An 18967-nucleotide genomic window follows, 5' to 3' on the forward strand; every position below is an offset into this window, starting at 1 on the left:
GATATAATATTGAAATGAATAAGAGTACTGATTTAGAAAAAAGGTGAGGTCAATTATGAAAAAAGAAAAAAAATCAGATATACTATTAACTTATTTACTTCAAAATAGTGTTAAAAGATGGATCAATAGTAATGAACTTTCAAATGTATTAGATGTTTCTACACGTCAAATACGAAATTATATTTCATCAATTAATACTGAATATAGTGAACCAGTAATCATTTCCAGTAAGCTTGGTTATAAAGTTAATATACACTCATATAATAATCAAACTAAACATGAAAAGTCTGAGATAGATAGACAGTTTTTCATTATACAAAAGCTTATATCAAATAAAAAAGGTTATAGCATTTTAGATTTTGAACGAGATTTATACGTTAGTGATGCTACAATTGATGCAGATATTCAAATTATAAAGAAGAAATTGAGAAACTATAACATAAATATTACCAAAAAAAAAGATATTTATTACATTAAAGGGCAAGAAATTGATTTTAGAAATTTAATGAATATGCTCATGAGGGAGGAAGCATATAACGGTTCAATTATAAATTCTGAATTATTAAACTCGAATCACTATAATCAAAATATTAAACAAGAAATTAAATTAATTCTTGAGAATAATGATTTATATGCAAATGATTATTATATTGATAACATTTCTATTCATTTAATTATAATGATTGAACGATTGTTACATGGATTTACCTTAGTTAACGATAATTCTTCCTTTATAGATAAAAAAGAAAATAACGAATTTTTAGTTGCCAAACAAATTTCTAATTTCATAGAAAAGTCTTATAACGTTATAATTAATGATAGTGAATTACAACAAATATTTCTATTAATTTCAACTCATTCTACAAACTTAAATCACAAAAAAATTAATATCAATAATATTTCAGAATATATAGACATAAAATACTTAAAAATAACTAAATCTATTCTTAATGAAGTGAAAGAACATTACTATATAAGTTCGTTTAATGATTCATTTATTTCAAACTTAACAATACATATTTGGAATGTATTCGAAAGAGTTAATAATAACTATTATGCAAAAAATCCCTTAACAGATAAAATAAAAAACAATTATCCTTTGGTGTATGATATTGCAGTCTTTATTGCAACCAAATTATTTGATGATTACAAGATTCAAATAAATGAAGATGAAATTGCATTTATTTCATTTCATATTGGAGCATATTTTGAAAGCAGGACAAAAAACAGCGCCCTTTTAAAAGCCATTTATATTTATGCTGACTACTATTCATATCAAGAAAAAATAATTGATACAATTCAAACAAGATTTGGAAATGTTATGAATATAGAAAATATACTTTCATATAAAGAATTTCAAGAAACTGATAATTATGATGCTGATTTAATCATTACCCCACTTTCAATTAAAACTAGTATTGAAGTAGTCCAAATCAATCCTTTTCTAAAGGATAACGATTATCAATATTTAAATAATACCTTGTATGACTTGAAAGAAAAGAAAAGAAGGAGAGAAATAAAGAGCATGTTATTCAATTTCTTTCACCCTAGTCTTTTTTATAAAAATCCAAATTTTAAAGATAAATTTGATTCTTTAAAAATAATGGGAAATAATATTATTAAAAAAAAATTTGCTTCCGAATCATTTTATAATGATGTTTTTCTAAGAGAAAATCTTTCATCAACAGCTTTTAATAATGTGGCAGTTCCACATGCTGTTACAGAATCAGCCAATCGAAGTTTTATATCTATAGCTTTATTACCTCACTCTATAGATTGGGGTAATATGAATATAAACATGATTGCATATATTGGAATAAGCAAAAAAGATCGAAAACTATTTGTTGAATTTTTTGAGGAGATTATTGAAATTCTAAATAATTCATACAATATCAATATTTTATTAGAATCTCTTGATTATAATGATTTTATATCAAAATTGTATTCATTATTAAATGATGTCTAGAATTTATATTACACTAAATACGCTACTAACCTATAATAAATTTATCATAAACCAACTTTTATTATCCTTATAAATTCTAAAATGATTTTATAATGAATAGTAGAGACAAAAAGAGAAAGTACTTGTCTCACAAACAAGTACTTTCTCTTTATCATTCAATTATGAATTCTGATTCTTCCATTTTTCTATCTGCTCTTTGTACCAATAGTAAGAATCTTTTAGATAACGATTCCCACTTCCTTGCCCTAAATTATCAAGATCAACATAGATAAACCCATATCGTTTACTCATTTCACTTGAAGAACAACTAACAATATCAATTGGTCCCCAAGGGAAGTATCCAATCATTTCTACACCATCTTTGATTGCTTCTTCAATCTGCTTTAGATGATCTTTAAAATAATCAATTCGATAATCATCATGCACTTTATGATCTGCAGTTAATTCATCAATACTACCAGATCCATTCTCTGCAATAATAATAGGAAGTTGATAACGATCATAATACATATTTAGTGATAAACGTAATCCAACTGGATCACTTGCCCACCCCCAAGGGTTTTTAGACAAATACTCATTTGGATATTCTTTTTCTGAATCTTTGTCTATTACACTTGTATAGTAATAGGAGAAGGATACAAAATCAACTGTATTTCTTTTCAACACATCCAAGTCTTCTTGTTTCATTTCAACCTTTATATCATGTTCATTGAAGTATCGAAGAATATATCCTGGGTAGTTCCCTCTAGCCAGAATATCTGAGAATACTAATTCATGTTGGTTGTATTGATAAGACCGTAACACTGTTTCTGGTTCTGTCGTTGCAGGGTATGTATAGTCATGATAGTTCATTACTCCAATTTGAAAGTCTGGATTGATAACCTTTGCCTTTTCATAAATTATTGCACAAGCAACTAGTTCGTGATGCATTGCCTGCCATTTCGCATTATCAGCGTTATCTACTACATCACTTGGATATCCTAAATGTGCATAGGTTTCTTTTTTAATCAAATTAATTTGATTAACAGGAATCCAATACTTTACTTTATCCTTATAGCGTTCCATTACTAACAAAGAGAAACGAACAAATGCATCTATCGTGTCGTAATTTAACCAGCCATGTTTTTCTAATGTGTATAGTACAGGCATTTCATAATGAGATAATGTAATTAATGGTTCCATTCCACAACTAATAATTTCATCAATCAGGTTATCATAGAAGATTAAGGCTTTTTCATTTGGTTCTTTGTCATCACCATTTGGAAATACTCGGCTCCATGAAATGGAAGTACGAAATGCATTCATTCCCATTTCCTTTAGTAATCTTAAATCTTCTTTATAGGTATGATAAAAATCAATACCATAACGTTTTGGATAATAGTTTTCCTTGTCTTCTAAGGCATATTTAATTTGATCAGTTGTCATTCCTTTGTTTGATTTCTTATGTAATGCAACCTTATCTGTATACATATTCAAGTCTGATACATTTACTGATTTACCATCTTCCAAATACGCACCTTCTGCCTGATTAGCAGCAATTGCTCCTCCCCATAAGAAGTCTTTAGGAAATTTATAAGAATCACTCATTTCCTAATCCTCCACTTACTGCAAAGATTTCATGACCAATTCCAACTTTAGAAGGAAGGGCTTTTTGTATATCTTCATACTCATTTGTATTTGTGATAGAACAAATAACAACAGGGTTATATTCTTCTTTCTTAATTGCATCCAAATCAAACTCAATTAATAAGTCACCTGTCTTAAAAAATTGGTTTTGTCTTACATGTTCCTTAAAGTATTTTCCTTCTAAATTCACGGTATCAATTCCAATATGAACTAGTAATTCAATTCCATCGCTTGAGCGTAAACCAATCGCATGTTTCGTCTTATATAGCATACTTACTTCACCATCGAATGGGGCATAAATCTTTCCATCACTTGGCATAATCGCAACACTCTTACCAATTAATTCTTGAGCAAATACACTGTCATCAATAGTATCGATAGCTATTACTTTTCCCTCAACTGGACTTTGTACAGATACATTGTTTAATTCACTTTTTTCAATGCTTTTTCTACCAAAGATAATTGTAATTGCTAATGTTGTAACTACAGTAACAACAAGCCCAATAATTGCTCCAGTAAAGCCATCTCCAGCCATTACTGGAATTGATAGAACACTAGCCATTACTGGTGCATATGATCTACCACCAAGCAATACAGCGACTGAGGCACCAAGTCCTCCACCAATGATTGCTGCAGCAAATGAAACTTTATATTTTACTAAGATTCCATACAGTGCTGGTTCTGTAATCCCTAAATATCCTGATGTTGTAGCTGATAAAGCAATTTGTTTTTCACGTTTGTTCTTTAAGATTAAATACATACCAAGAGCTGCAGTTGCTTGTGCCATTGTACTCATGATTTCCATCATTCCTAAGCGAGTGAAACCATTTGTTGCAAACTCTTGTAGCTTTAATGGACGCAGTGTATGGTGTACTCCTGTTAATACAAATAATGGACGTAAACCAGCAATTACAAATGCTGCAGGTACTGGTGCTACTTCAACAATCGCTTGTACTCCTTGACCTATATATTCCCCAATATAATAGCCAATTGGTGCAATCAATACCAGTGATACTGGAACCATTATTAATAATGTCAGAATTGGTGTAAATGTCATATTGATTACTTCTGGTAGTTTTTGTTGGAAGAATCCATAGATATACTTCAACAACCATACAATCATAATGATTGGTAACACTGATGAAGAATAACTAACTACCTGAATTGGAAATATATCAAATAACATCAACTGACTAATTTCACCAGCTGTAGCTAAGTTCAGTAAACTTGGATACATCAATACTCCAGCTAATGTCAGTGCCATAAATTTGTTTGTTTTAAACTTTTCTGCCGCACTTACTGCAAGTAAGAACGGGAAGAAGTAGAACATTGCGTCCCCTGCAATATTTAATACAAAATAAGTTGTACTTTCTGCATCAATCCATCCATAATTCGCACAAGCAAACAGAATCGCTTTAATCAATCCACCGCCAATAATTGCTGGTAGTGGTGGTGTCAGAATTTCTGACAATGAGCGAATAATTCGATTAAATAAATTCTCTTTTTTTCCTGTTGGTTTTGCTTTTGCTTTTTCAATCTTATCAAAGCCAATATCTTTAATTACCTGGTTAAATACCATTTCTACTTTTGCACCAATGACTACCTGAACTTGCCCACCCTTCAATTGAGCTTTCATAACTTCATCTAGTGCTTCTAGTTTATTGTATTCAACTAATGAGTCATCCTTTACTACAAATCGTAAACGTGTAACACAATGCGTTAAATCAATAATATTGTCTTTTCCCCCAACGAGTTCTACAATCTCTTTTGCCAATGTTTCAATTTTCATTTTTTTCTCCTTCTTGCGCTTTACTTACCACACGAATAATATGGATCGTAAGAAATATCTTTTCTTCTTCACCAATCTCCCAACCGTAATTAGTAAGCAAATACTTCGCAATTACCTGTGAACAATTAAACTCTTTTGGATAGCGATCCCGAATTAACGTATCAATTGTATCAATCTCAGTATCTACTGTTTCATTGTGCAATTGTCTGTTTATGAAATAACGGATGTGCGTTAATAGACGTGTATAATGAAATGATTCTTCATTTAATTCCACTTTCATTGTTATCTGAATGATTGAAATGATATCAGCAAGAATCTTAGTTACCTTTAAGGTTTCTGACATTTCCTGTCCTTCATTGGAACGTGCATTTACAAAATGCATCGCAATAAAACTTACTTCATCATCTGATAAACGAATATTCATTTCATCATTAACAATGTCTAACGCTACTTTTGCCATCTCAATTTCCTCTGGATATAATAAGTTAATATCCCATTTCAGAGGATTACGTAATTCAATATATTCCTTATGTCTTGAAATTGCATAATCAATATGATCAGCTAAAGTAATAATGATGTTAGGACTCAATTTACAATTAAATTTTTCTTTTACTGTTTCAACAATCTTTTCAGACAAGCTAAATACTTCAATTGGAATACTGTTCAAAGACTGTGTCCATCGATCGATGTCATCCCTCTTATCAAACACATATCTTCGTTCAATCAATTCTTCGTTTACTTCATCATTTGGATAAACCCCAAAACCTAATCCTCTACCTGATAAAATAATTTCTTGTCCTTTGTCATCTGCAATGACAACGTTGTTGTTTAATCTTTTAACCACTTTCATAAGTATCAACTCTTTCTATCACAATATTATCTCACCTCATTCCAACAAAAAAAACCTAATCCATGAAATGTTTGTTTACAAAAAATTATAAACAATTCTTTCATGAGTTAGGTTATGCCAGTAAAATCTGTAACGATTCCTACATCTCATTATTATATTTTCAATATACCCCCAAAAATGATAGGTGTCAACCATTTTTCAATGAACTTATTCAAATATAGGAACTTGATTTGTTACTATTTGATCACAATCTACTTTTTTATAATTGTACTTTGCAGGGTTTTCTGTGATTATAACTATAACATCAGAATCATATCCTTCATCATTAATAGATTCAAAATCTACTGATAGTATTTTGTCACCTTTTAATACTTTTTCACCTTGTTTTTTAAGTGATGTAAAAAACCTACCACCTAGATTTACAGTATTAACTCCTATATGAATTAGTAACTCAATATTATTATCATTCCTAATCCCTATTGCATGTTTGGTCTCAAAGAGCATACAAATTTCTCCATCAAATGGCGCATAAATCTCATTGTTGGAAGGAGTAATTAAAACCGATTCACCAAGCATTTGTTGAGCAAACATTGCATCAGAACAATTTTGTATTGGCTTTATCGTGCCATTAACTGGTGAATGAATTATATTCTTATTAATTACCATTTTCTTCTCTTTTCCTTTCCAATAACTGTATTTAATATTAAGGCGTAACATTTATACCACTTGAATATCCACCATACACTGCATCAATGATATTTCCTTGCGCATTAATATCACCTACCATTACTGTATCTTCAATAATTCCATAATATTGCAATGCTCTTTCACTTTGTGAAGATACACCAATGGAAACTATAATATTATCTACTTTAATTTTTTCTGTTTTATTTTTATACTCAATTAATAATTCACGATTATCAACTTTACTACATTGAGAATTCAAATATGTAGTAATATTTGGTGCTTCCTCAATCTTATTAAGTAATGAAGGTCTATATATTAGGTTAGCAGATTTGGCTAATTGATCTGAACTTTCAACAATTATTATATTGCGATTACTTTCCTGTGCTAAACCGAGCGCTAATTCCACACCGACAACTCCTCCACCAATAATTGCTGTTGTTCCTTTTAGTGTATCTTGCTTACAGATTGCTTCCTTGATTGAATAAGAATTTATACTAGTTATTCCTTCAATTTTTAAAGTATTTTCTTTACCACCAATTGCAATAATTAACTTATCTGGATTCAAAGAAACTATTTTTTCTTTCTTTGCTTCTGTATTCAATAAAACTCGAACATCACTATTATTCAACTGTCTTTTCAGATAGTTTAAATATCTTTTAACTTCTGATTTAAAATGTTCCTTTGCGATATAATTTAACCAACCTCCAACTTCTGTATTCTTTTCTATTAGCGTTACATTATGGCCACAAGAATCAGCAGCCAGTGCAGCATTAATACCAGCAGGTCCACCACCTAAAATAACAATATTCTTTTTTACTTCTGCATCATATTTTTCTTTTAAAAATGGGTTTCCCACTTGTGTATAATATGGATTTACACTACAACCTACATGCTTACATTCTGATGATACATGAAAGCAATTGTTGCAACGAATACAGGGCCTAATATCAGCTGAATGATTGTTCATAGCTTTATTTACCCATTCATGATCTGCTATCAAAGGTCTGCACAAGCCAATCATATCAGCCATATTATTTTCTAACATATACTCTGCTTCCTCTGGTGTCATAATACCACCAATAGAAGCAACTGGTATTTGTAGTACTTCTTTTAACTTTTTAGTATAAGATGCAGTCATCATAAATGACTCAAGATTCGTTGATACTAGTTTTGTCATTTGTAGTCTAGTTTGATCATTTCCACATACTACAATAACACAGTCAATATAAGACTCTAAAATTTTTGTCATTTCTAAAATGTCATCGAAGGGTGTACCATCATCAAAATATTCATTTGCACATATCTGGCATAGTATTGGATAGTTTTTTCCTACAGCATCTCTAATTCTTTGAAGAACCATTAATGGAAACCTACAACGATTAGAAACTGTACCTCCATACTCATCTTCACGTTTATTATAATGAGTTGATAAGAATTGAGACATTAACCAACCAGAAGAACAATCAAATAATATTCCATCAAATCCTAGTGAAATAGCATCCAGTGCAGTCTGCGCAAATGAATCCGCAATTTTGTTCATTTCTTTTGTGTCTAATCCTTTTACATTAATTCCTTTTTCATTGATTTTATCAATCGTTCCCCAAGAAAAATCTGATTTTCCAGAACGATGATACTCACCAACATGATCAATTTCTAATATATATTTTGCTCCACCTTGATGAATTCTTTTCACATAACTTCTAATCAAATCTCTGTTTAATTTATTAAGAGCATATTCTTTTGTTGGTTCAAATCTACTTTTCTTATCATTCAAATCACACATACATGTGAAAATCATTGATGCTCCACCTAATGAAATGGCTTCTGGTGCAACAATACCTCCTAATTCATTTACCGTATCAGCACTAACTCCGCTTGCACCAAATATTCTATTTTTTAAAATCATCTGATTGATCATTAATGGTTCAAATATTTTCTTATATTTGCTTTTCATTATTTACTTCACCTATTACTTTCTATTTGTTACTTTCTGTAATTTTAACAATATGTATTAATAAATAAAACTGTTCATCTATTGATACATAATAGCCATTGTATTTCTTTATCAATTCTACAATTGTCTTAACTACAGCATATTGTTTATCAAATTCAAGTTGAAATTTTTCATAAATATTTACTATATTTGATGAATCCTCACCTCTATTTTCAGTAATTACTCTTTCTGAAAAATAACGTAAATGAATCAAAAAACGTTCATAATCAGCTGATGATTGGTTAATATTTAAAAACTGCTCATTTACTTTTTCACTAATCATTTTAATCATTGATGTAATCTCATCGATATTATTAATTTTAATATTCATTTCTAAATCAATAATATGAATTGTGATAAATGAAACTTCAGATAAAGGAAATTCTTTCTTAAAGAATTCACCCATCATTTCAACTACTTTTTTAGCAATTTCATATTCTTTTTTATAATATTTACTCAACTCATTATTCATCAGATTAGGAACATTTTTTTGTTCATCTACTCTTCTGTTCGCTACATTTATATGGTCATACAAAGATAAAAATGCAGATGAACTAAATTTTGTTGATAATTCTTCTTCGATATATGCAACAATACTTTCAATAAACTTTAAATTGTTTATATCAAGTTCTTTAAATAAATCTTGTATATATGTTGGACTGAATGTATTGGTTAATTCGAAAATCTTTTCAGCCTTTTCCTCAGGAACATCATCCCCTGATTTATAACCAAAAGCCAGACCTTTACCAATTGCAATAATCTCTTTTTCATCTATATAAGCATGTATAACATTATTATTATAAATTCTTATAATTTTCATCTTCAATCACCTCTTTTTAATTATACTTCTTTTACCACTTTATCTTCTGATTTATACAATACAAATGTTAATACAAATGCAATTATTGATGTTATTGAAACTGCTATTAACACATTAGAAAGTGGTGAGCCTTCGCCTACATAGTATGGTACCATCAATAGACTTCCACCTACTGGCATAAAACACTTTACGCTTAGTATTCCAGCAATCAAACCACCAATAGCTCCAGACAACATTGATATTCCCATCGCCTTTTTATTGTTTATTAAAACTGTGAAAATGGCAGGTTCAGAAACTCCTCCTAAAAATAAAGTTAATGCCGTTGATATGCTTTGAGATTTCGTTTTGCTATCTTTTGCTTTCAATCCTACCACAAGCGAAACTGCAACTATCGCAAAGAATGAACAGAATCCTCCAGGCATCAGAAATGGATCATAACCTACTTGTGAAAACAAATTTAATGATACTACTGTAAAGAACAATCCATGAACTCCAAACATAACCAATACAGGCATTAGTAATCCAAATAAAGTAGTTAGTACCCATGGATAATTTATAAATGCAGTGAAAGGTTCTGCTAATAGATAAGCAAGCCATGTAACTGATGGACCAAGGATACAATAATTTAAAGGGATCATAATTAAGATAAGTAATGTTGGTCTAAAAATATCCTTAACTGAATCTGGTAAGTAGGTATTAAGCAATATATCTAATTTATTCATTACCCACACCGACATAATAATTGGTAAAAACTGATTTGCATAAGAAACACTATAAACAGGTATTCCAAAGATATTCATATCTGTTCCTTCAGCCACTCTTGCTATAAACCCAGGTGCGAAGAACATTAATGCCATGAATACTGCCATTGGAATATCAGCATTTAATTTTCTTGCTGCTCCAATAGCTGCAATTACTCCCATAAAATAGAAGAAAGAATCAGCTACTGCAAGTAATAATTGATATGTATCACTCGCTTCACTCAAAATACCAATCTGTAAACACAGTATCAGACCTGCTTTAATCAATCCTGTTCCAACCATTAATGGGATAATCGCTCCAATTGATGCTTGGATGTATGCTGTAAACGAAAAGAATAAAGTCTTTATAGAGTTCTTCTTTTTAACACTAACGATTTTTTCTAATTTCTTATCATTATCTATGAATGCATTATATATATATTTTACATCATTTCCGATAATAATTTGAAACTCATCTCCAATTTTAATGGTATTTACAACACCTTCAATATTTTTTATTTCTTCTTCATTAAACTGATCACTATCCTTTAGGACTAATCTTAGTCTTGTAGCACAGTGTGTAACATTCAAGATATTCTCTGATCCACCAACACTTGATTTAATAGTGTTTGCTATTTCTAAATAATTCATTCAAATGCCTCCTTTTTAATTAAACTATATATAATGGGCTAGCACCTATATACCAAAATTGAACACAAAAAAACCAAAACAAACAACGTTTGCTTTGGTTTCGCCTTTAACTAAATAAAGTAACAATCCTCATACAACTCTTTACATACATAATATATCATCACAAAAATGGAATGTCAATCTTAGCTTTAAATAATCTATTTCATATTGGTTCTTTTGCAACTTAAATAATCATACTCATTGAATCACCAAGATTACCCAATGTCCCATTATAACAAAGTTCAAGTTCAGAGATATCCATGAAGTCATTTGGCAGATAAAGCGATGGGTCTTTTTCTACTATAATTGCGCCAGATTTCTTAAGTAATTCAGCTACAAACTGTGAGCAGAAATAACTATTATTACGATTCCAAGGCATCTTAAAGAAACTGAGAATTAATCCAAGAAGATTGTATTTATAAGCTGTAGAGTTCACTTCAAAATCATGTATGATGTTACAAATATTGTCGTGAATAGATTCATCTACTTCTACACTATATAAGCGACATTTTCTTAAACGTTTGTGCTCTGTATATATTTTTGTTGGTCGCTCCACATAGAATCCATCTTCCTGGTTAAAGGTAAAGAATCTCTCTAAATCTACTTCTGTCGCAATCGATGCATGTGTATATTCTGCACCAGTTATAAAGCGTAGAAACTTTGCAAAATTATCATTATGCTGGGTTAATAATACCAATATCTTTCTCTTGTTTTCCATTCTTCTGTTCCTCATTCTTTGGTCTTCTCATTATCTCTTCAATCTTAATCATCAATGCCATATATGAATATAATGTAATATCTGTAGTTTGTTTATTTTCCTTTTCCATAATTTCTCCTATTTATATTTTCCTGATTGAGCCCAAATCCCGGAAATTGTCATGATTGATAAAACAATCGCTAATACTATCTCCATATATATCCCTCCATTTATTTATACCTCAATTATGCAATTTAGTTATTAAGTAATTGTCTATAAAATACTTAAGAATTTATAAAGTTATCTTTAATTTTTATTCATCTTATAACTTAATAGCATGTTTCTTCTATAAATAGTCTTAATTACTTTGTATTTTTATTGTATTCCTCACTAACTACAGCAGTGCATTTGCCTGATCACACAGGTCATAAATGCACTCATATTGTTCATCAATTTTTGGATTGATTTTATTAATTTCATCTCTTCTGATTTTCTTAAAAAGAAAATATGGTAATCCCCATCCAAGAAACGCAGGTATCGCTAGTCCAATACAGGCAATGATGTAACCATCAATAAAGGTAAAGATTGCTCCTGCCATAAAAACGGTTCCAAGAATACCCAAGCCTAAAGCATACATAATGGCTTTTGTATTCTTAGAAGTTTCTAAATGATGAATGGTTTCAAGTGCTGTTTCACACTTTCGTTGAATCTCATTCAACTGTATTCGATTGTTTATTCTACGGTCACGTTTTAACTTCAATGTTATTTCGCTACCTAATATATCAGAGGATCCGAAACCATCAATTACCCATCCAAAATTCTGATAACAATCTGCATATACTGATTTCATATCATTACCCACAGATATTGATAAATACTCATATCCTACATAATTCTTCTTTTGTTCCATCTTGTCCTCCTTATAATTCTATATACAATTTATTTCTTATTTTTAAAGAAAATAAATGCTACGATTACTACTACTACAACTGCAACTCCGATAACGATTGGATTCATATGTTACCTCCTTTCTTTTATTTTATTAACTATTTTCTTTTCTTATAAATGATTGTTCCAACTGCTCCTACTACTGCAATTGCTGCTACCACTACTACTGGGTTCATTTCAACACCTCCTTTAATTTTCTCGTTATATAACATGACTACTTATTTTCTTTTCATAAATGCAAAGATTCCAATTGCTACTACAACCACTACCACTACTACTGCAATTACCACAGGGTTTAATGACATAACACTTCCTCCTCTTCCTCTAAAGAAGTAATAATTTACTCAACTTCTTTTGACATGGTTATTATCCAACTAAGTTATTAATAAGTTGTCAAAAAGATGTTAAAAAAATATTAAATTAAACTGATATGTTATTGAGTAATAAAAACACATAGACTTAACTATGTGCTATTTACTACTATTCATCTTTTTCTAGGAAAGTATCTATAAATTTCTTTTCTATTTTCTTGTAACCATCAACTGCGCCTTTCTCAATCTTCTTATAAGTTCCTACTACACCCTCTTCAATTTTTGTATACCCTTTTACCACTGTTTCTTCTACACCTTTTGGTGTCTTTAATTTATAGTTCATATTAATTCTCCTTTCTAAACAAACAATAAGTTGATTGGTGGAAAACCACCATTTATGAAATAAATAACTCCTGCAACCACTGCTGCAATTGTGATTGCTACTCCTCCAAAAATAAATCGTTTATTTTGTAGCAAGTCTCCTTTGATAAACCACTTTGGCATTAATACTAATGTAACTCCCAGTGATAAGCTAAGTGCTGCAACAAATAACATCATTGATGCTAATCCATTTGTGAAATTGGCTAGCACCAATATAATTGATCCTACAATTCCTAACACTCCTAATCCCCATGCTCCATATCTTGTACCTACGAATAAACCATCAATTGTTTTTAATAACATCATTTTATACCTCTTTTCTTTCTAATGACTTTATCTTGTCTTTATTTACAAACATAGTATGCTCCTTAGATATTTAAAAGTTGTCAAAAAGATGTTAAAAAAAATATTAAATTGAAAAAGACACCTTTCAATAGTGTCTTATCATTATATTATTTAATTTATTTTATATAGGTTATGAATTTTCCATTCCTATTATTTGGAATACTTTTACAAATTTCCCCATCTCTTCCATATTTGGAGAATGTGCAGAATTGTTAAATGAGAAATATTCTTTCTTAGGTGCAGTAATTGTATTCAAATATTGTTCAGCAAGCACTTGAGATACTTGGTAATCATAATCACCTTGAACAATATAAAACGGTATTTCAAACTTCATTGATGATTCAAAAAGATTATTACTTAATACAACTGGGAAGAGATGAACCATTGAGAAATCAGCACCACGAAACCATTTGATTTTTTCGCTTATCGTATATCCCTTAAATACAAACAATGCTTTAAGCATATCTGTAGTCTTAAGTCCTTGATGTAAATGTCCAATCTTATATCTGTTTAGGATTCCTGTTCTAACTTTCACAAGATAATTTAAATTTGGAAATGATTCTTCATTTATATCAATTGGTTCTAACTTATTAATTATCTCTTTATCATTTATATCCTTCGCATGATTCAACATATAATCATATGCTAATCGTTCTGACTTTGTTTGATCTGTAACTTGTCCAATTCCAACATATGCGAAATAATCTTCAGGATATCGTTCTGCTACTTTAACTCCTAGATAAGATCCCCAAGAATGTCCAATAAGATATATTTTTTCTTGTCCAAATCGCTCTTTAAGATATTCTGTAACTACCTTTGTATCTTCCACCATCTGATCTACTGTCATTGTTGATGGATCAGTTGTTTTCGAATATGTCATTCCTGAGCCTCGTTGGTCCCAGTAGCATACCGTAAAGTCTTTTTCCAGACGTTCATCATTTTCTAAATAAGTAACAAATTGTAACATTGGAGTACCTGGACCACCATGTAGATAAAGAACTATAGGGTTATCTTTATTTTCCCCACGTATAAACATTCCTTGTTTAATTCCATTTACTTCAATCCATACTTTTTCTGAAATAGAATCTTTAATAACTTTTCCTTGTGTATCTTTCAGTTGTGGTAATTTACCTGTGCTGTTTATGAAAACCACTACTATAAATAAAATAATACTAACTAAAATAACTCCTAAAATTATAACTAACATATATTCCTCCTCCTTTTATAGAATTTCGTTTTTATTCAACTAAGAAATTGATTGTAGCTTCTGCTAATGTCTCAAACATCTCAGATATATTAATATCCAAAGCTTTATCTTGATTATTAGTTCCAACTTTGCTCATAGCTCCAACTTGTGAGATTCCATCAACTGATGTACAAATATATTTAATGAGCCTTTCAACTGGAATTGATGATTGTAAGTTTCCTGCACTTATGCTATTCATAAAATACTCAACAAGTTTTGTTTGTGCATACTCTAAACTCTGTTTAAGTTTTAACTTAGGAAATACAGTGCTTCTTTTTTCATAATCATATCCATAATGAACAATAAGTTCGTAAAATGTTTTACCACCAACAGAATCAAGTAATCCATCAATATACTCACCAATCGCAATGATTGATTCAAAAAGGATTTCTTTTTCAGTTTTCTTTGAACTAATCAATTCATCAACCTTCTCATCCAGCGAATTATCATTTGTATTTAGATTAATTAAATCAATGTAGATTTCATCAATACTTGCATAATAACGATAGATAGCTCCCTGACTGAATCCTGCTTTTTTTATAATATCTCTCATAGTGATTTGATATAATGGTTTCTCTTTTAAGATTTCATTTGTACATTCAACTATAAAATTTTTCTTTTCATTTAAATATTCTTCTGTAACTTTTGGCATATTATTTCTCCATTCCTTTTTAAAATGACTGGTTGTCATTTATATCTTAATACAAGTTTTATGTGTTGTCAACATTAAAATGACATATTGTCATTTTAATCGAAGTTTACTTCTTATTAATATCTAAGTTTTCTTATTTTTTATTATTAGAACGTGATTCATTTTTTGTGTTTTTGAATCACGTTGCCAATACATGACTCAATTTCATCATTTTTGAATCATGTTATGGATTTGTGACTCATATATATTGCTTAATGATTATTTATCTAACTCTATTGAACTTCAATCGACTGAAATGATATGATAATGAAAAGGAGTTTGTAGTATGAAAACATATATTGGAGTTGACTTAGGTGGAACAAATGTTCGTGTTGCATTGGTTGATGAGCATGGAACTGTTCTGCAAGATAAGAAAGAAGCAAGCGAAGTAGATAAAGGAGTACCTTATGTTATTCAAAAGATCATTCGTTTAATTGAAAGTTTGGATAATTATGAAAATGCTGAAGGTATTGGAATGGGTGTTCCTGGTCCAGTGGATACAGTAGCTGGTAAAATTGTTGTGACAAATAACTTACCAGGATTTGCTGGTGAACCTTTAGCACAGATGATTCAAGATCATTTTAAGAAACCAACATTCATGGATAATGATGTAAATGTTGCTGGTCTTGGAGAAGCTACGTTAGGTGCTGGAAAAGGTAAATCAATTGTTTACTATATTACAGTTTCAACTGGAATTGGTGGAGCTTTAATGATTGATGGAAAAGTAATTGCTGGTAAGCATGGACATGCTGGAGAGTTATGTAATATCGTAGTTGATCGTAATCGTGAAGCACGTAATGGTTTAGCAGCTGGTGCGCTTGAGAATGAAGCAAGCGGTACAGCAATTACTAGAAAAGGAAAAGAGTTGTTTGGTGATTCTATCGAACATGCTGGTGATGTTTTTCAACTTGCAGCAGATGGTAATGAGCAAGCATTAGAACTAGTTGATAGTGTTGCTTATGATTTAGCACAAGGATTTGCAGCTACTGCACTTGTTATTGATCCTGATATTTTTGTTCTTGGTGGAGGTGTAATGAAATCAAAAGAAATATTCTTCAACCGATTCCACAACTACTTTAAGGAACTAGTTTTCCCAGGTATGCGTGATATTGAATTCGCGTATGCGCAGCTTGATGAACCAGGTATCGTAGGTGCAGCAATGTTACCTCTTGCTTATATAAAAAATAAATAAGTACTTTTACAAGAAAAGTCATTAATCGCATGCATCTTATTTCCATGTAATTAATGACTTTTTTACTTATATTATAAATTGTTAAAACTATTGTAAATTTATTGAAAGTTTTTGATATAAATCAATAAACTCTTGAGCAATGATTTTAAATCCTTCAGCACTCATTAATTGGTCTTCCGCATGAACAAGTAAAAGTGTAATATTATTGAGTTCTTGATTCGCTTCTTGTTGAATTAATCGTGCATGAGCATGATGTCCATGAATAAAGTTTTCTTCGCCTTCTTCCATTCTTTGAGAAGCTTGTTCGAAATTGTTATTCTTTGCACATTGAATTGCCTCAATGAAACAACTACGTGCTGTTCCTACACTTGCAATAATTTCAAAACTGATTTGTTCAATTCCATTCATCTCTAGCCTACCAGTGAATGAACAAGTTCGACAACTTTGGAACCATTCATTTGTCCATAATCAGTCATTGGTATCACCTCAACCTGACATTCCACTTGTTTCTTTACACTGTCTAATTGAAAGCGAACTTGTGGTCCTAATAAAATAATGTCAGCACTATCTTTTACATTATTAAGTTCTGTTAGTGAATGTGCTTCAATCTGATAATCATAATTTTTATTAAGCGCTGCTTCTTTCATATTTTCAACAAGCATACTTGTCGACATACCTGCTGAGCAAAGTAAGATTACTTTTTTCATCTTAGTCCTCCAATTGTTCAGCTAATTCTTCTTCACATGCTTGTTTATCTAGCATTTTAAAGAATGGGAAATAAATAAGTGCAGATAGTAAAGTAGCAAATAATTCATAAATACCAAACGATAAACTTCCCTGCGCCAATCCATGAATAAATGGAGGTAATGAACCTGCACCTAACACACCAATAGTTGGTGTAATAATACCTAAACTTATTAAACCATATCCAAGTGATACAATCACAATTGGCGTTAATAGAAATGGAATCAATAACATTACATTTAACATAATTGGCATCCCAAAAATTAATGGTTCATTTACCCCAAATAATCCACAAGGTAAAACTACCTTTGAGAATACTTTATATCGCTTGCTTTTCGAAAAGAAAAACATAATTAGCACCAACCCTATTGTTGCACCTGCTCCCCCTAAACAAGCAAGGTCATATAATCCAAAGTTTATTGCATTTGGAATAGCTGTACCTGCTGCTACAGCTGCTGTATTTTCTTGTAAATATCCTAAGAATATTGGGAACAGAATTGGTAATACAGTAAATGATCCATGAACCCCAAAGAACCAAAGTAGGTTTGCTACAAAGATTAATACTAAGAATGCTGGTAAACTTCCAGTCAATGTTTGTAACGGTATTTGAAGGGTTGCATAAATAAAACCTTGTAATGTTCCATAACTTGTTTGAAGCATCCCCATCTTTATTAAGCCAAAGAAAGTAACTGCAACAATCGCTGGAATTAATGCAATAAATGAATTTATTACCATTGGTGGTACACCTTTTGGCATTCGAATCGTAATATTTCTTTTTACAAAAAAACGAATGATTTGAGTTGTAATTAAACTAACAAAAATAGCAACAATTACTCCTTTTGCTCCTAAATAATCAAAATCTAAAAACGAAGAACCTTCAACAGCTACTGTATTTATTTGTGTTAATAATACATAACAAACGAGTGATACAATTCCACAACTTGTAGCACTATCGCTTATATCAAATTGATTTGCTGCACAATAAGCAATTGAAAATGCCATATAAAGTGCTAATAAATCAATTGTTACAGCAGGCACAAACCCTAGAAATGTTCCAATCCCTGTTGATGTCAAAAAACTTTGATATGGTTCCCAACTGATTCCGCTAATAACCGTAAAAATAGATCCTATCATAATGACACTTAATAACATCATTGATCCATTACTTACACTTTTTAAATAGCGATTTGATGATATTTTATTTGATACAGGAACAACTTTTTGTTCCATGAAATTTATAAATGTATTCAT

The 18967-nt window shown here is 30.5% G+C and carries 19 protein-coding genes; 2 read left to right on the forward strand and 17 right to left on the reverse strand.

The features are described 5' to 3' along the window. The first annotated feature begins 55 nt into the window (after positions 1 to 55). Positions 56 to 1966, forward strand: coding sequence for a BglG family transcription antiterminator (locus J2S15_RS18700; protein ID WP_307411450.1), 1911 nt, complete (start codon positions 56 to 58; stop codon positions 1964 to 1966). A gap of 159 nt (positions 1967 to 2125) precedes the next feature. Here the strand turns inward: J2S15_RS18700 and J2S15_RS18705 are convergent, their stop codons facing one another. The 14 genes from J2S15_RS18705 to J2S15_RS18770 form a co-directional block, all read right to left on the reverse strand. Further along, complete coding sequence (locus J2S15_RS18705) at positions 2126 to 3553, reverse strand: glycoside hydrolase family 1 protein (RefSeq protein ID WP_307411452.1); 1428 nt, start codon at positions 3551 to 3553, stop codon at positions 2126 to 2128. Continuing rightward, the gene (locus tag J2S15_RS18710; RefSeq protein ID WP_307411454.1) at positions 3546 to 5381 is read right to left on the reverse strand and encodes a glucose PTS transporter subunit IIA; all 1836 of its coding nucleotides are present in this window, start codon (positions 5379 to 5381) and stop codon (positions 3546 to 3548) included. The genes J2S15_RS18705 and J2S15_RS18710 overlap by 8 nt, the downstream gene beginning before the upstream one ends. Continuing rightward, positions 5371 to 6231, reverse strand: coding sequence for a PRD domain-containing protein (locus J2S15_RS18715; protein WP_307411457.1), 861 nt, complete (start codon positions 6229 to 6231; stop codon positions 5371 to 5373). Before J2S15_RS18715 ends, J2S15_RS18710 begins: the two co-directional genes overlap by 11 nt. A 207-nt stretch (positions 6232 to 6438) precedes the next feature. Then, complete coding sequence (locus J2S15_RS18720) at positions 6439 to 6948, reverse strand: PTS sugar transporter subunit IIA (RefSeq protein ID WP_307411461.1); 510 nt, start codon at positions 6946 to 6948, stop codon at positions 6439 to 6441. Next, complete coding sequence (locus J2S15_RS18725; protein ID WP_307411463.1) at positions 6935 to 8872, reverse strand: oxidoreductase; 1938 nt, start codon at positions 8870 to 8872, stop codon at positions 6935 to 6937. The genes J2S15_RS18720 and J2S15_RS18725 overlap by 14 nt, the downstream gene beginning before the upstream one ends. Positions 8873 to 8894: 22 nt before the next feature. Beyond that, complete coding sequence (locus J2S15_RS18730; protein ID WP_307411466.1) at positions 8895 to 9731, reverse strand: PRD domain-containing protein; 837 nt, start codon at positions 9729 to 9731, stop codon at positions 8895 to 8897. Positions 9732 to 9751: 20 nt separating this feature from the next. Next, entirely contained in the window at positions 9752 to 11122 is a 1371-nt protein-coding gene (locus J2S15_RS18735; protein WP_307411468.1) for a PTS transporter subunit EIIC, read from the reverse strand. 223 nt (positions 11123 to 11345) lie between these two features. Beyond that, on the reverse strand, positions 11346 to 11879 hold the full coding sequence (locus J2S15_RS18740) for a hypothetical protein (protein WP_307411471.1): 534 nt from the start codon (positions 11877 to 11879) through the stop codon (positions 11346 to 11348). Further along, a complete protein-coding gene (locus J2S15_RS18745) occupies positions 11836 to 11988 on the reverse strand; it encodes a hypothetical protein (protein WP_307411474.1) in 153 nt (50 codons plus the stop codon). Before J2S15_RS18745 ends, J2S15_RS18740 begins: the two co-directional genes overlap by 44 nt. Positions 11989 to 12252: 264 nt before the next feature. Next, positions 12253 to 12768 (reverse strand): hypothetical protein, encoded by a 516-nt coding sequence (locus J2S15_RS18750; RefSeq protein ID WP_307411479.1) that lies wholly within the window; start codon positions 12766 to 12768, stop codon positions 12253 to 12255. 518 nt (positions 12769 to 13286) lie between these two features. Further along, on the reverse strand, positions 13287 to 13460 hold the full coding sequence (locus J2S15_RS18755; RefSeq protein WP_307411482.1) for a hypothetical protein: 174 nt from the start codon (positions 13458 to 13460) through the stop codon (positions 13287 to 13289). Between the two features lie 14 nt (positions 13461 to 13474). After that, positions 13475 to 13804, reverse strand: coding sequence for a hypothetical protein (locus tag J2S15_RS18760; protein ID WP_307411485.1), 330 nt, complete (start codon positions 13802 to 13804; stop codon positions 13475 to 13477). A gap of 169 nt (positions 13805 to 13973) precedes the next feature. Beyond that, on the reverse strand, positions 13974 to 15050 hold the full coding sequence (locus J2S15_RS18765) for an alpha/beta hydrolase (protein WP_307411487.1): 1077 nt from the start codon (positions 15048 to 15050) through the stop codon (positions 13974 to 13976). Between the two features lie 31 nt (positions 15051 to 15081). Further along, entirely contained in the window at positions 15082 to 15741 is a 660-nt protein-coding gene (locus J2S15_RS18770; protein ID WP_307411490.1) for a TetR/AcrR family transcriptional regulator, read from the reverse strand. Positions 15742 to 16066: 325 nt separating this feature from the next. Here J2S15_RS18770 and J2S15_RS18775 point away from each other — a divergent pair, with 325 nt between their 5' ends. Then, positions 16067 to 16972 (forward strand): ROK family protein, encoded by a 906-nt coding sequence (locus tag J2S15_RS18775; RefSeq protein WP_307411493.1) that lies wholly within the window; start codon positions 16067 to 16069, stop codon positions 16970 to 16972. An 87-nt stretch (positions 16973 to 17059) separates the two neighbouring features. Here J2S15_RS18775 and J2S15_RS18780 read toward each other — a convergent pair whose 3' ends face one another. From J2S15_RS18780 to J2S15_RS18790, 3 genes are read right to left on the reverse strand one after another with little or no spacing between them, the layout of a single operon-like run. Next, positions 17060 to 17380 (reverse strand): PTS sugar transporter subunit IIA, encoded by a 321-nt coding sequence (locus J2S15_RS18780; protein ID WP_307411495.1) that lies wholly within the window; start codon positions 17378 to 17380, stop codon positions 17060 to 17062. 2 nt (positions 17381 to 17382) lie between these two features. Continuing rightward, positions 17383 to 17679, reverse strand: a complete 297-nt coding sequence (locus J2S15_RS18785) for a PTS sugar transporter subunit IIB (protein ID WP_307411498.1) — start codon at positions 17677 to 17679, stop codon at positions 17383 to 17385. Position 17680: 1 nt separating this feature from the next. Further along, positions 17681 to 18967: a PTS sugar transporter subunit IIC gene (locus J2S15_RS18790; protein ID WP_307411500.1), complete on the reverse strand. Its 1287-nt coding sequence runs from the start codon at positions 18965 to 18967 to the stop codon at positions 17681 to 17683.

It is taken from the genome of Breznakia pachnodae (genome assembly GCF_030814225.1).
GTDB lineage: Bacteria > Bacillota_I > Bacilli_A > Erysipelotrichales > Erysipelotrichaceae > Breznakia > Breznakia pachnodae.